Genomic DNA, 12,879 nt, shown 5'->3' on the forward strand with positions numbered 1-12,879 from the left:
CCCGGGGGCCGGGCCCCCGGGCGGGGGGGGTGGCCGGGCCCCGGAGGCGGTCGGTCCAGGCCGGCCCCCGGGCGGTCAGTCCAGGACGGGCAGCAGCTCCGGCAGGTGCCCGTCCGAGGCCAGGGCCGCGGCCTGCCGCTCGGCCGGCACCTCTCCGTAGGTGGTGGTGCGCTGGCGGTGCGGGCGGCCCGCCGCCTCGGCGATCGCCTGGAGGTCGCGCACCGACTTGTAGCTCCCGTACGCCGAGCCGGCCATCCGCGAGATGGTCTCCTCCATCAGCGTGCCGCCGAGGTCGTTGGCGCCGGAGCGGAGCATCTCGGCCGCGCCCTCCGCGCCCAGCTTGACCCAGCTGGTCTGGATGTTGCGGATGTGCGGGTGGAGCAGCAGCCGGGCCATCGCGACCACCGCGCGGTTGTCCCGGGCGGTGGGGCCGGGCCGGGAGATCCCGGCCAGGTAGACCGGGGCGTTGGTGTGGATGAACGGCAGGGTGACGAACTCGGTGAAGCCGCCGTCGGGGTCGGTCCCGAGCGAGCGCTGCTGGATCTCCGCGAGCAGCCGCAGGTGGCCGAGCCAGTGCTGCGGGGTGTCCACGTGCCCGTACATCATGGTGGACGAGGAGCGGATGCCCAGCTCGTGCGCGGTGCTGACCACCTCGACCCAGGTGGCGGCCGGCAGCTTGCCCTTGGTGAGCACCCAGCGGACCTCGTCGTCCAGGATCTCGGCGGCCGTGCCCGGGATGGTGTCCAGGCCGTTCTCCTTGGCGCGCTGCAGCCAGTCGCGGATGGACAGGCCGGTGCGGGTCGCGCCGTTGACCACCTCCATCGGGGAGAAGGCGTGCACGTGGATGCCGGGCACCCGTTCCTTCACCGCGCGGGCGATGTCGAAGTAGGCGGTGCCGGGCAGGTCCGGGTGGATGCCGCCCTGCATGCAGACCTCGGTGGCGCCGACCTCCCAGGCCTGCGCGGCCCGGTCGGCGACCTGCTCCAGCGACAGGGTGTAGGCGTCCGCGTCGGTGCGGCGCTGGGCGAAGGCGCAGAAGCGGCAGCCGGTGTAGCAGACGTTGGTGAAGTTGATGTTCCGGGTGACGCAGTAGGTGACCACGTCGCCGACGGCGTCACGGCGCACGTCGTCGGCGATCCGGCAGAGCGCGTCCAGGGCCGGGCCGTCCGCGTGGAAGAGGGCGAGGGCCTGGTCGTCGGTGAGCCGGGTCGGGTCGTCCGCGGCCACCGCGAGGGCGCCGCGCAGGTCACCGGCGAGGCGCTCGGGCGCGCCCTTGGCGAGCACCTGCTCGCGCAGCACCTCCCAGTCGCCGTACACGTCCTCGAAGTCGGCCCGGCGGTCGCCGGTGCGGCCCTCGGTGTCGATCGCGGTGTGCAGGTCGGTCCGCCCGTACGACTCCGGCAGGTCCTCGGGCTCCTGCCAGGGCAGGCCGCGCACGACGGCGGACGGGTCCGCCAGGCCGGTGTCCGGGTCGGACAGCGCGCGGACGTGCGGCAGCACCCGCGGGTCCAGCCAGGGTTCGCCGTGGCGGACGTACTCGGGGTAGACCGCGAGGCGCTCGCGCAGCTCGAAGCCGGCGGCCGCCGAGCGCTCGGCCAAGCGCTCGATCTGCGGCCAGGGGCGCTCGGGGTTGACGTGGTCCGGGGTGAGCGGGGAGACGCCGCCCCAGTCGTCGACGCCGGCCGCGATCAGCCGCTCGTACTCGCCGTCCACCAGGTTCGGCGGGGCCTGGAGGCAGGCGGTCGGGCCGAGCAGGTGCCGGGCCACCGCCACGGTGGCGACCAGCTCGTCCAGTTCGGCGTCCGGCATGCCGCGCATCGCCGTGTCCGGCTTGGCGCGGAAGTTCTGCAGGATCAGTTCCTGGATGCCGTGGTAGGCGCGGGAGACCCGGCGCAGCGCGAACAGCGATTCGGCGCGCTCCTGGTAGGTCTCGCCGATGCCGATCAGCAGGCCGCTGGTGAACGGGACGGAGCTGCGGCCGGCGTCCTCCAACACCCGCAGGCGGACGGCCGGTTCCTTGTCCGGTGAGCCGAAGTGCGGGCCGCCGGGCTCGCTCCACAGCCGGGTCGCGGTGGTCTCCAGCATCATGCCCATCGAGGCGGAGACCGGCTTGAGCCGCTGGAAGTCCGTCCAGCTCATCACCCCGGGGTTGAGGTGCGGCAGCAGGCCGGTCTCTTCCAGGATGCGGATCGACATCGCCCGGACGTAGGCGATGGTGTCGTCGTAGCCGTGCGCGTCCAGCCACTCGCGGGCCTCGGGCCAGCGGTCCTCGGGCTTGTCGCCGAGGGTGATCAGGGCTTCCTTGCAGCCGAGTTCGGCCCCGCGCCGGGCCACCTCCAGCACCTCGTCCGGGGACATGAACATCCCATGGCCGGCCCGGCGCAGCTTGCCGGGGACGGTGACGAAGGTGCAGTAGTGGCACTTGTCGCGGCAGAGCCGGGTGAGCGGGATGAAGACGCTCTTGGAGTAGGTGATGACCCCGGGGCGGCCGGCCGCTTCGAGGCCCGCGTCACGGACCCGGGCGGCGCCCGCACAGAGGTCGCGCAGGTCCTCGCCCCTGGCCTGGAGCAGCACGGTGGCCTCGGTCAGGTCGAGCGCGACACCGTCCCGGGCGCGGCGCAGGGCTCGGCGCATCGCGTTCGCGGTCGGGGGATTGCTTGCGTCCGTGGCGGTTCCGTCCATGGCGCGACCCTACGTCAGGGCTGCTACCGGGGGATGAGGAACCCTGAGGCCGTCTCAGGGTCGGCATACCCACGAAGGCCAACATGATCTGGCCCTGCGGGGCGATGACGGCGGTGCCGGAACGGCCTCTAATGGAGGTGCAGAGCCAAGCACACGTGTTCGCAGAGGAGTTGAGGACGCCATGACCAATGAGACGGCGACGGGGGACGACCGGGACGGCGGTGTGCCGTACCGCTCACGACGGCGCGTGCTGGTGCGCGCCGGGGTGCCGGTGGCGGTGGCCGCGGTGATCGCCGCGGGGGTCGGGCTGGTGCCCGCGCTGGCCGCCGACTCCCCGCCCGACCTGCCGACGCTGACGGCGGAGCAGGTGGTGGCCAAGGCGCTCGGATCCGAGACCCAGGCCCTGTCCGGGACGATCTCGGTCTCCACCGACCTCGGCCTGCCCAGCCAACTGCTGGGCGCGGCCGGCGGGATCGGTGCGGCGGCAGGCGGGCACGGCGGCGACGGCGCGACCGCCTCGGCAGACCCGCAGGCCAAGCTGCTCGGCCTGCTCGGCGGCGACCGGACGCTGCGGATCGCGGCGGACGGCCCGGACCGCCAGCGGGTCGACCTGATGGAGAACATGGCCGGCTACACCGTGGTCCGCAACGGCGACCAGGCCTGGGCCTGGGACAGCTCGACCAACAGCGCGGTGCACCTGACCGGCCAGGCGGGCGACCGGCACCCCAAGGCCCCGCTGTCCGAGCTGCCGACCACCCCGCAGGACGCCGCCCGGCAGTTCCTGACCGCGAGCGCCGGGACCACCTCGGTGACCGTGGCCGGGACGGCCAACGTGGCCGGGCAGAAGGCCTACCAGCTGAGCGTGAAGCCGACCCAGGCCGGCTCGACCGTCGCCGAGGTCCGGATCTCGGTCGCCGCCGACAACGGGGTGCCGCTCGGGGTGGCCGTGAAGTCCGTCGACGGCAGCACCGTGCTGGACATCCACTTCACCGACGTGTCGTTCGCCAAGCCGGCCGCCAAGACCTTCGACTTCGCCGTGCCCAAGGGCGCCAAGGTGACCGAGAAGAAGGCCGACCACCCGGCCGGGGCCGCCGGGGCGACGGCGGACGCCGCCAAGGGCCACGAGGGCGTGAACGTGATCGGCGAGGGCTGGACGGCCGTCCTGGCCGCCCAGGCGCCCGGCGGCCCGGTCCAGGCACCGAAGGACGCCGGCAAGGACGCCGGCAAGCACGGCGGCCGCGGGTCGCTGAACCCGCAGGCGCTGGTCAAGTCGCTCGGCAAGCCGGTGGACGGCGGCACCCTGGTCAGCACCAAGGTGCTCAACGTCCTGGTCACCGACGACGGACGGGTGTTCGCCGGCGCGGTGACCCTGCCGGTCCTCCAGCACGCCGCCGGGGTGAACTGACGGATGACCGGGACTCCCGTAACGGGGGACGTTACGGAGTCGGCCGGGGGGCCGGGCGCCGAGTCGCGCCCGGCCCCCGGTTCCTCCGCCTCTCCCGGCGCCTCCGCTTCGCCCGCTTCACTCGCTTCACCTCCCTCACCCGCGTTCGCGGCCTCCGCGGCCTCCTCGACGGCCTCGACGGCCTCGGCCGAGGACGTGATCAGGACCCGCGGCCTGACCAAGCGCTTCCGGGGCGGCCAGCTCGCCGTGGACGGCCTGGACCTGGCCGTACCGCGCGGCTCCGTCTTCGGCTTCCTGGGCCCCAACGGCTCCGGCAAGACCACCACCATCCGGATGCTGATGGGCCTGATCGCCCCCACCTCGGGCGTGGCCACCGTCCTCGGCGAGTCGATGCCGCAGTCCGTCTCCTCCGTGCTGCCCCGGGTGGGCGCGCTGATCGAGGGCCCGGCGCTGTACGGCTTCCTCTCCGGGAAGGACAACCTGGTCCGGTTCGACGCGGCCGACCCGACCGCCGACCCGCGCACCCGGCGGCAGCGGGTCGACACCGCGCTGGAGCGGGTCGGCCTGGGCGCGGCGGCCGGCAAGAAGGCCCGCGCCTACTCGCTCGGCATGAAGCAGCGCCTGGGCCTCGCCGCCGCCCTGCTCCAGCCGCGCGAGCTGCTGGTGCTGGACGAGCCGACCAACGGGCTGGACCCGCAGGGCATGCGGGAGATCCGGGCCCTGGTCCGGGAGGTCGCGGCGGAGGGCACCACGGTGTTCCTCTCCTCGCACCTGCTGGACGAGATCGAGCAGGTCTGCACCCACGCGGCGGTGATGTCCCGGGGCCGGCTGGTGGTGCAGGGCACCGTCGCCGAGTTGGCCGCGCGGGCGCAGGGCCGACTGGTGGTCCGCACCCCGGACGTGGCGCAGGCCGCCGAGGTGCTGGCGGCCCACCAGGTCACCGGCCTGGTGCCGGGCGAGGGCCGGTTGGACGGCGAGTTGGGCGGCGGGGACGACGCGGCGCTGCCCAAGCTGTGCGCGGCGCTGGTCGAGGCCGGGGTACGGGTGCACGGCTTCGGGCTGGAGCGGGGCACGTTGGAGGACGCCTTCGTGGCGCTGACCGGGGAGGGCTTCGATGTCGCGGGCTGAGACGGCGGCGACCGCCGGGCGGACCGGGGCCGCGCTGCCCCTGGGCAGGCGGCCGCAGACGGCGGCCGGGTTTCTGGCGCTGTTCCGCAACGAGCTGCACCTGACCTTCCGCCGGATGCGCACCAAGGTGCTGCTGGGGATCCTGGCGGTGCTGCCGGTCATGATCGGGGTGGTGGTCAAGCTCAACACGGACGGCCCGCGCGGGGGCGGCGGCCCGAGCTTCATCGCGCAGACCACCCAGAACGGGCTGTTCCTGGTGTTCACCGCGCTGGCGGTCGCGCTGCCGGTCTTCCTGCCGATGACGGTCGGTGTGGTCGCCGGGGACTCGGTGGCCGGCGAGGCCGCCACCGGGACGCTGCGCTACCTGCTGGTCGCGCCGGCCGGGCGGACCCGGCTGCTGGCCGCCAAGTTCACCGCCGGGCTGGTGTTCTGCCTGGCCGCCACGGCGGCGGTCGCGGTGGCGGCGCTGGCCACCGGCGCCGCGCTGTTCCCGCTCGGCGAGGTGACGCTGATCTCCGGTGACACCATCGGCTTCGCCGACGCCCTGCTGCGGGCGGTGCTGGTGGCGGGTGTGGTCGCGGCCTCGCTGGCCGGGCTGGTCGCGATCGGCCTGTTCGTCTCCACGCTCACCGGCAGCGGCATCGCGGCGATGGCCGCCACCGTCGGGCTGGTGATCACCGTGCAGATCCTGGACGCGTTCCCACAACTGGACGCGATCCGGCCGTTCCTGTTCACCCACTACTGGCTCAGCTTCTCGGACCTGCTGCGCGAGCCGATGTACTGGGACGGCGTGCTGAAGGACCTCGGTCTGCAGGCCGCCTACGTGGCCGTGTTCGGGGCGGCCGCCTGGTCGCGGTTCACCAGCCGGGACATCAGCGCGTGACGGTCGCCCCGGCGGCCTCGGCGGCCTGAGCCGCGTCGGCCGCGTCGGCCTTCGCGGACGCGTCGGGCGCCTTCGCCGCCTTCGCCGGTACGGGCCGCGGCACCGCCGCGGCCCGCGCCGCGCGGTCGGCCCGCACCTGGCGCAGCGCGTCCCAGGTGAGCACCGCGAGCGCGGCCCAGACCAGGGCGAAGCCGGCCCAGCGGGCGGGCGGCATCGACTCGTGGAACACCGTGACGCCGATCAGGAACTGGAACACCGGCGCCAGGTACTGCAGCAGCCCGAGCACGGTCAGCGGCACCCGTACGGCCGCCGCGCCGAAGAACAGCAGCGGGATCGCGGTGATCACCCCGCTGAGCAGCAGCAGCCCGGAGTGCCCCCAGCCGTACGAGCCGGCCACCGTGTGGCCGAAGGTGCCGCGGCCGGAGACCTCCAGGTAGACGAGGTAGCCGACGGCGAACGGGAACATGAAGGCGCTCTCCGCCGCCAGGCTCTCCACCCCGCTCAGCCCGACCTTCTTCTTCAGCAGGCCGTAGGTGGCGAAGGAGAACGCCAGGGTGAGCGCGATCCACGGCAGCCGCCCGTACGCGACGCTCAGCACCGCGACGGCGAGCGCGCCGATGCCCACCGCCGACCACTGCGCGACGCGCAGCCGCTCCTTGAGCACCAGGACGCCGAAGGCGATGGTGACCAGGGGGTTGATGAAGTAGCCGAGGCTGGTCTCGACCACGTGCCCGGCGTTGACGCCCCAGATGTAGACGCCCCAGTTGACCGAGATCACCGCGGCCGCGCCGGCCAGCATGGCGAGCCGGCGGGGCTGGCGCAGCAGCGGGCGTATCCAGCCCCAGTGCCGCTGGACGACCAGCAGCAGGACCACCGCGACCAGGGACCAGACCATCCGGTTGGCCAGGATGTCGTCGGCGGCGCCCGGCTCCAGCAGCGGCCAGAAGAGCGGGAAGAGCCCCCAGATCCCGTACGCCGCGACGCCGTACCAGAGGCCCCGGCCGCTGTCCTGCTGGTCTGTCTGTGGCATGGACGAGTGCCCTTCCGCGCGCGTGTGGTCGAGGCGACCGTAGCGGGCGGAAGGGCGAACTGTCATCTCCGTTTTCGTATTTTGGTCATGACATTGCTTGAATGCCGGACGTTCTCGGCGTTCGAGCAGGTCAGGCACCCGCCCGGGCGGGCGTCCGGCAGGTCAGGCGCCCGGTCGGGCGGGCGCCCGACAGATCACGCACCCGCCCGGGCGGGCGACCGGCGGGTCAGGCGCCCAGCGCCGCGCGGACGGACTCGGCGAGCGGGACGGTCGGGCGGCCGATCAGCCGGGCCAGGTCGCCGGGGGTGCCGGCCAGCTCGCCGCGCGCGATGCCCGCGTCCACGTCGACCAGGACCTCGGCGAAGCCCTCCGGCAGGCCCGCGCCGACCAGGACGGCCAGGTGCTCGGCCGGGGCGACGTCCCGGTGCTCCACCGGCTTGCCGGAGGCCTTCGCCAGCTCGGCGGCCAGCTCCGGCAGGCTCCAGGCGGCGTCGCCGCTCAGCTCGTACACCGTGTTCTCGTGGCCCTGGTCGGCGCCGGTCAGGACGGCGACCGCCGCGTCGGCGTAGTCCCGGCGCGGGGCGGTGGCGATCCGGCCCAGCCCGGCGCTGCCGACCACCACGCCGCGCTCCGCCGTGCCGGCCGCGTCGCCCAGGTAGTTCTCGGTGTACCAGCCGTTGCGCAGGAACGCGTAGGGCAGCCCCGAGGCGAGGATCAGCTCCTCGGTCGCCTTGTGCTCGTCGGCCAGCCGGAAGGTGGCCGCGCCGGGCGCGCTGGTGTAGGCGAGCAGTGCGACGCCGGCCGCGCCGGCGGCCTCGACGACGGCCCGGTGCTGCGGGATCCGGCGGCCGACCTCGCTGCCCGAGATCAGCAGCACCCGGTCACCGGCGGCGAACGCGCCGGCCAGGGTCTCCGGCTTGTCGTAGTCGACCACGCGGACGTCCACGCCCTGCGCGGCCAGGTCGGCGGCCTTCTCGGCGGAGCGGACGGCGACCGCCACCTCGCTCGCGGGGACTGCGGCCAGCAGGCTCTCGACGACGAGACGGCCGAGCTGGCCGGTGGCACCGGTGACGACGTACATGGGGATGCTCCTCAGGGGTTCCGCTTGATCGCGTTGGGGTTCCGACCTCTGCACTCACCCTAGGGGTGGCACTAACCTTTCGAAAGTACGCACTTAAAAGTAGGGTACTGACATGAAGGTAAGCGAGCAGTCGAGGGAGCTCCCCGCGCTGTCCCCACTCCCCCAGCTCCCCCCGCCCAACGTCTTCGACCGGATGTGCCCGTCCCGGGGCGTGCTGGAGCACGTCACCAGCCGCTGGGGCGTCCTCGTCCTCGGCGCGCTGCGCGAGCGCGGCTACCGGTTCAGCGAGCTGCGCCGCCAGGTCTCCGGTGTCAGCGAGAAGATGCTCGCCCAGACCCTCCAGACGCTGGAGCGGGACGGCTTCGTGCTGCGCGAGGCGCATCCGGTGATCCCGCCGCGCGTCGACTACAGCCTCACGCCGCTCGGGCGCGAGGCGGCGGAGCTGGTCGCGGCGCTGGCGCACTGGTCGGAGCGGCGGGTGCCCGCCGTGCTCGACGCGCGCGAGGAGTACGACGGGCGGGCTACCGCCGGCCGATGAGGGCGTCGAGCCCGTCCAGGACCCGGGCCAGGCCGAAGGCGTAGGCGTGGTCCGGGCTGTACGCGCCGCCGTGCGCCTCACCGGCGGCGGCGCCGACCCGGGCGGCCACCGGGTAGCGCTCGGGGTCGAAGACCCGGGCGAGCAGGTCGGCGTTGGCGGCCCACCACTGCCCGTCGGTCATCGCGCTGTCCTGCCGGGCGGCGCGCTCGTCGGCGGCCATCCGGGCGCAGGTCTGGACGAAGCCGAGCAGGTGGGTCAGCGCCGCGTCGAGCTCGACGTCGGGCAGGCCGGTGCCCTCGAAGGCGCGCAGCTCGTACTCGTACTTGGCCATCAGGCCGGGCCCGAGCGGCGGGCGGCTGGTGGAGACGGCGGCGATCCAGGGGTGGGCGCGGTGCAGCGCCCGGTTGTCGTCCGCGACGGCGGTGACCCGGGCGCGCCAGCCGTCGCCGGCCGGGGTGCTGCGGGGCATCGTCGCGTAGACGGTGTCCAGCATCAGGTCGAGCAGTTCGGCCTTGCCGGGCACGTAGGTGTACAGCGCCATCGGGGAGAGCCCGAGCTCCTGGGCGACCCGGCGCATGGTGACCGCGTCCACGCCCTCGGCGTCGGCGAGGGCGAGGGCCACGCCGGCGATCTCGCCGGTCGAACGCGCCTGCCGGGGCCCGCGCCGGCCGGGCTTCTCCTCGGCGGTGAGCCCCCAGAGCAGGGCGAGGGTGCGCGCCGGGTCTCCTGCGCTGCTGCGGTCGGTGGCCATGCGGGCCATCGTTTCACGCATCGGCGGGGCTCCCGCGCGGCTCGGGCCCGCTACCGTCTCCCCATGACCAGCCCTGAGCCGCTCCCCGGTACGGACACCGCGCAGACCCTCCGGTCCCGGGTGACCTGCCGCCGCTGCCACCGGCCGCTGCACGACCCGGAGTCGCGGATGCTGCGGCTGGGGCCGGAGTGCCGGGACCCGGCGGAGCGGGTCGCCCGGTTCGACGTCGACCAGGAGCCGCTGCCGGGCATCGGGTAGCGGCGCCCGGCCGGGCCGGTTCGAGCCGGCTCGGCGCGGTCCGCCCGGCGGCCGGTGGTCAGCCCCGGCCCAGGATGCGGCTGAGGAAGCCCGGGCGCTGCGGTGCGGGCGCCGGTTCGGCTCCCGGCTCGGCTCCCGGTTCGGCTCCCGGCTCGGCTCCCGCGGCCGGCTCGGCGGCGGGATCGGCCTCGGCGGCGGGATCGGTGGTGGCCGCCGCCCCGGGTTCGGGTGCGCGGTCCGGGGCGTCGGCGGCGGTCTCGGCCTCGATGGCCGCCCGGGCGAGGTTGCGGTCGGCGAGCGGCGTCCAGGGTGCGGCGAGCACCAGGCGGCACACCGAGCGCAGGATCGTCACCACCCGCACCCGCCGGGCGTCGACGCAGTAGTACAGCCGCCGCCGGAGCTGCGCGGCGATGTCGGCGCGGGCCTCCGGGTGCGTCCAGCCGATCGCGACGAGGGCGAAGCCGGCCGCCTCGGCGACCCAGTCCTCCGGCCCGAGCAGCAGGTCGACCAGCACCCGCCTGCGGTCGGACTCCGGCCACGGCTGGTCGGTGCGGTGGTGCGCGACGGCGAGGCAGGCGAAGGACTGGACGGCGCGCACCCACAGTTCGGGCTGGTGGGCGAGCAGGGCCCGGCCGAGTTCGTCCTCGCGCGGCGCGGGCGGGTGGACCAGGATGCCGAGCAGGTCGTCCAGCGGGAGCCCGGAGAGGCGGACGGCCTCGTCGTAGGCGGCCGGGACGCTCGGCCAGACGATCCCGGCGACGGCGCGGACGAGTTCGGCGCTCTCCGGTGCGGGCGGGGCGACGGCGGGCTTCGGGTCGGTGCCGTCCCAGGTCCAGACCCGGGTGGCGGTCACGGCCAGCGGCCGCCGCAGGTCGGGCTCGTCGACGGACTGGTAGACGACGGTGCAGCGCGGCAGCGCGAGCCGGACGGCCAGTTGGGAGCTGGGCGGTTCGAGGGTGGAGACGTTGCAGTCGACCTCGGTGGCCCGGTCGGTGTCGGGCGCGGCGAGGACGTGGTGCAGCAGGTTGACGGTGGCCTCGGACGTGCCGGGGACCATGCCGAGCCAGGGCTCCCGGTGGCTGAGCCGGGCCAGGAGGTCCTGGGCGTACTCGTGGTCGGGGTGGGCGCGGTGGTGGTCGGCCAGGTCGAGCAGATGGGCCGGGTCGCCGTCGAGCGCGTGGCGCAGCCCGTACCGGGCCGGGGCCGCCTTGGGGTGGTCGGGTTCGCCGGCGAGCACCCGGTCGAGCCAGGGCAGGCCCTCGGCGGGGCGGCCGAGGGCGCCGTACAGTTCGGCGACGTCGACGGCGAGGTAGCTGCTGGAGTTGTCGCCGTCCGGCGCGACCCTCGACAGCTCGGCCTCCCAGACGGCGAGGGCCTGTTCCGGGCGGCCGTCGGAGCGCAGGGCGTTGCCGAGCATCACGGCGGGCAGGTAGCCGGGGGCCGAACGCTGGGCCCGTTCGGCGAGTTCGACGGCGTGGGCGGTGGCGCCGAGGCGGCGGGTCAGGCCGGAGACCATCGCCAGCAGCAGCGCGTGCTCGCCGTGGCGGGCCAGTACGGCCCGCACGAAGGTGTCGAAGGGCCGGACGGCTTCGGCCAGTTCGGCGGGGAGCGGGTCGGGCAGCGCGCCGGCCGCGCGGGCCACCGCCTGGGCGACGGCGTCCGGGTCGACCAGGCCGGGCAGGTCCTCGCGGGCCAGCCAGGCGGCGTGCGCCCAGGGGCGGGCCGGCTCGTACTGGACGGCGGTGGCGAGCAGGCCGACGGCGGCGTCCCAGTCCCCGGCGGCGGCCTCCACGTGGGCCCGGCAGGCGACCGTGCCGAGGTACACCTCGCCGTCCAGCGGGAACAGGTCGCGCGCGGCCGCAGGGCCTCCGGCGGCGGCGCACAACTCGGCCAGTGCCTCGTGCAGTTCGGGCAGCTGGGGGTCGGCGAGGATCGCGTCGGAGAGGTGGTCGGCGGCGTGCGCGAGCTCGCCGGAGTCGATCGCCAGCCGGGCGACCGCGATCTCCCCCTCGGCGGCCAGCCGCTCGTCGTCCCCGTCGTCGGTGTGACCGCCCATGTCCTGCCCCCCGGTTGCGTCGTCCCGCTCCGAGGAGGCTATCCGGTACGGGTGGTCGACGAGGGGTCGCCCGGCGGCGGGATCCGTCCAACTACTGGATCGGATACGACTCTTACGGGTGGTTTAGACCTTCAAGGGGTTCAGCTGCCGACGGCGGCTCCACCACGATGGCCGAGGCGCTTCGCAACCGAAGCGCCTCCCCGGGCGGCCGTCCGCGTGCCCGCCCTCCGTATCGATCGAGGACAACGATGAAGCTCTCACGCACCCTGTCGCTGGCGGCCTCCGCCGCCGTCCTGAGCACCCTCGCCGTCGCCGGCCAGACCGCCCCGGCCTCCGCCGCGGGCTCGTTCGTGGTCAGCGAGTCCCAGTTCAACCAGATGTTCCCGAGCCGGAACTCCTTCTACACCTACCAGGGCCTGGTCAACGCCCTCAGTGCCTACCCCAAGTTCACCACCACCGGCGACGACGCCACCCGCAAGCGCGAGGCCGCGGCCTTCCTCGCCAACGTCAGCCACGAGACCGGCGGCCTGAAGTACGTCGTCGAGCAGAACACCGCCAACTACTCGCACTACTGCGACACCTCGCAGTCGTACGGCTGTCCGGCCGGGCAGTCCGCGTACTACGGGCGCGGCCCGCTCCAGCTCAGCTGGAACTTCAACTACAAGGCCGCCGGCGACGCCCTGGGCATCGACCTGCTGCACGACCCCTACAAGGTCGAGAAGGACCCGACCGTCTCCTGGAAGACCTCGCTCTGGTTCTGGGACACCCAGAGCGGCGCGGGGAAGATGACCCCGCACGACGCGATCGTCAACAACAAGGGCTTCGGCGAGACCATCCGCAGCATCAACGGCGCCCTGGAGTGCGACGGCAAGAACCCTGACGAGCGCAACGACCGCATCAACCTCTTCAAGAAGTTCGTCGGCGTGCTGGGCACCAACGTCGGCGGCGGCAACATCTCCTGCTGAACCCCGGGTCGAGACGCGGAGTGGGGGGTGGGGCGGGGGGCCGGGCCCCCCCCCCCCCGCCCCCCACCCCCCCCCCCCCCCCCCCCCCCCCCCGGGCCCCCC

General features: G+C 74.5%; 11 protein-coding genes. 6 read left to right on the forward strand and 5 right to left on the reverse strand.

Annotated elements, in window-relative coordinates:
- Positions 1-75: 75 nt before the first annotated feature.
- Entirely contained in the window at positions 76-2,682 is a 2,607-nt protein-coding gene (locus ACFQ6N_RS37735) for a bifunctional FO biosynthesis protein CofGH (protein ID WP_380658637.1), read from the reverse strand.
- A gap of 181 nt (positions 2,683-2,863) precedes the next feature.
- On the opposite strand from ACFQ6N_RS37735, the gene ACFQ6N_RS37740 reads away from it, so the two are divergent.
- The 3 genes from ACFQ6N_RS37740 to ACFQ6N_RS37750 all read left to right on the forward strand — a co-directional run bounded on the left by ACFQ6N_RS37740 (position 2,864) and on the right by ACFQ6N_RS37750 (position 6,098).
- Positions 2,864-4,087: an outer membrane lipoprotein carrier protein LolA gene (locus ACFQ6N_RS37740; protein WP_380658638.1), complete on the forward strand. Its 1,224-nt coding sequence runs from the start codon at positions 2,864-2,866 to the stop codon at positions 4,085-4,087.
- Between the two features lie 195 nt (positions 4,088-4,282).
- Positions 4,283-5,215, forward strand: coding sequence for an ABC transporter ATP-binding protein (locus ACFQ6N_RS37745; RefSeq protein ID WP_380658639.1), 933 nt, complete (start codon positions 4,283-4,285; stop codon positions 5,213-5,215).
- The gene (locus tag ACFQ6N_RS37750) at positions 5,202-6,098 is read left to right on the forward strand and encodes an ABC transporter permease (RefSeq protein WP_380658640.1); all 897 of its coding nucleotides are present in this window, start codon (positions 5,202-5,204) and stop codon (positions 6,096-6,098) included. The genes ACFQ6N_RS37745 and ACFQ6N_RS37750 overlap by 14 nt, the downstream gene beginning before the upstream one ends.
- Here ACFQ6N_RS37750 and rarD read toward each other — a convergent pair.
- Together rarD and ACFQ6N_RS37760 are read right to left on the reverse strand one after the other, a co-directional pair.
- Positions 6,088-7,128, reverse strand: a complete 1,041-nt coding sequence (gene rarD, locus ACFQ6N_RS37755; protein ID WP_380658641.1) for an EamA family transporter RarD — start codon at positions 7,126-7,128, stop codon at positions 6,088-6,090. The two genes, ACFQ6N_RS37750 and rarD, sit on opposite strands and share 11 nt — an antisense overlap.
- A 226-nt stretch (positions 7,129-7,354) precedes the next feature.
- The gene (locus ACFQ6N_RS37760; protein ID WP_380658642.1) at positions 7,355-8,209 is read right to left on the reverse strand and encodes an SDR family oxidoreductase; all 855 of its coding nucleotides are present in this window, start codon (positions 8,207-8,209) and stop codon (positions 7,355-7,357) included.
- Positions 8,210-8,402: 193 nt separating this feature from the next.
- On the opposite strand from ACFQ6N_RS37760, the gene ACFQ6N_RS37765 reads away from it, so the two are divergent.
- Entirely contained in the window at positions 8,403-8,747 is a 345-nt protein-coding gene (locus ACFQ6N_RS37765) for a winged helix-turn-helix transcriptional regulator (RefSeq protein WP_380658660.1), read from the forward strand.
- On the opposite strand, the gene ACFQ6N_RS37770 is transcribed toward ACFQ6N_RS37765, so the two are convergent.
- Complete coding sequence (locus ACFQ6N_RS37770; RefSeq protein ID WP_380658643.1) at positions 8,731-9,498, reverse strand: TetR/AcrR family transcriptional regulator; 768 nt, start codon at positions 9,496-9,498, stop codon at positions 8,731-8,733. The genes ACFQ6N_RS37765 and ACFQ6N_RS37770 overlap by 17 nt on opposite strands.
- A 63-nt stretch (positions 9,499-9,561) precedes the next feature.
- Between ACFQ6N_RS37770 and ACFQ6N_RS37775 the strand changes: the two genes are divergently transcribed.
- Positions 9,562-9,756, forward strand: coding sequence for a DUF6011 domain-containing protein (locus ACFQ6N_RS37775; protein WP_380658644.1), 195 nt, complete (start codon positions 9,562-9,564; stop codon positions 9,754-9,756).
- Between the two features lie 58 nt (positions 9,757-9,814).
- Here the strand turns inward: ACFQ6N_RS37775 and ACFQ6N_RS37780 are convergent, their stop codons facing one another.
- Positions 9,815-11,812, reverse strand: coding sequence for a tetratricopeptide repeat protein (locus ACFQ6N_RS37780; protein WP_380658645.1), 1,998 nt, complete (start codon positions 11,810-11,812; stop codon positions 9,815-9,817).
- Between the two features lie 248 nt (positions 11,813-12,060).
- Between ACFQ6N_RS37780 and ACFQ6N_RS37785 the strand changes: the two genes are divergently transcribed.
- On the forward strand, positions 12,061-12,777 hold the full coding sequence (locus ACFQ6N_RS37785) for a chitinase (RefSeq protein WP_380658646.1): 717 nt from the start codon (positions 12,061-12,063) through the stop codon (positions 12,775-12,777).
- The last annotated feature ends 102 nt before the right edge of the window (positions 12,778-12,879 follow it).

It is taken from the genome of Kitasatospora sp. NPDC056446, from assembly GCF_042796115.1.
GTDB lineage: Bacteria > Actinomycetota > Actinomycetes > Streptomycetales > Streptomycetaceae > Kitasatospora.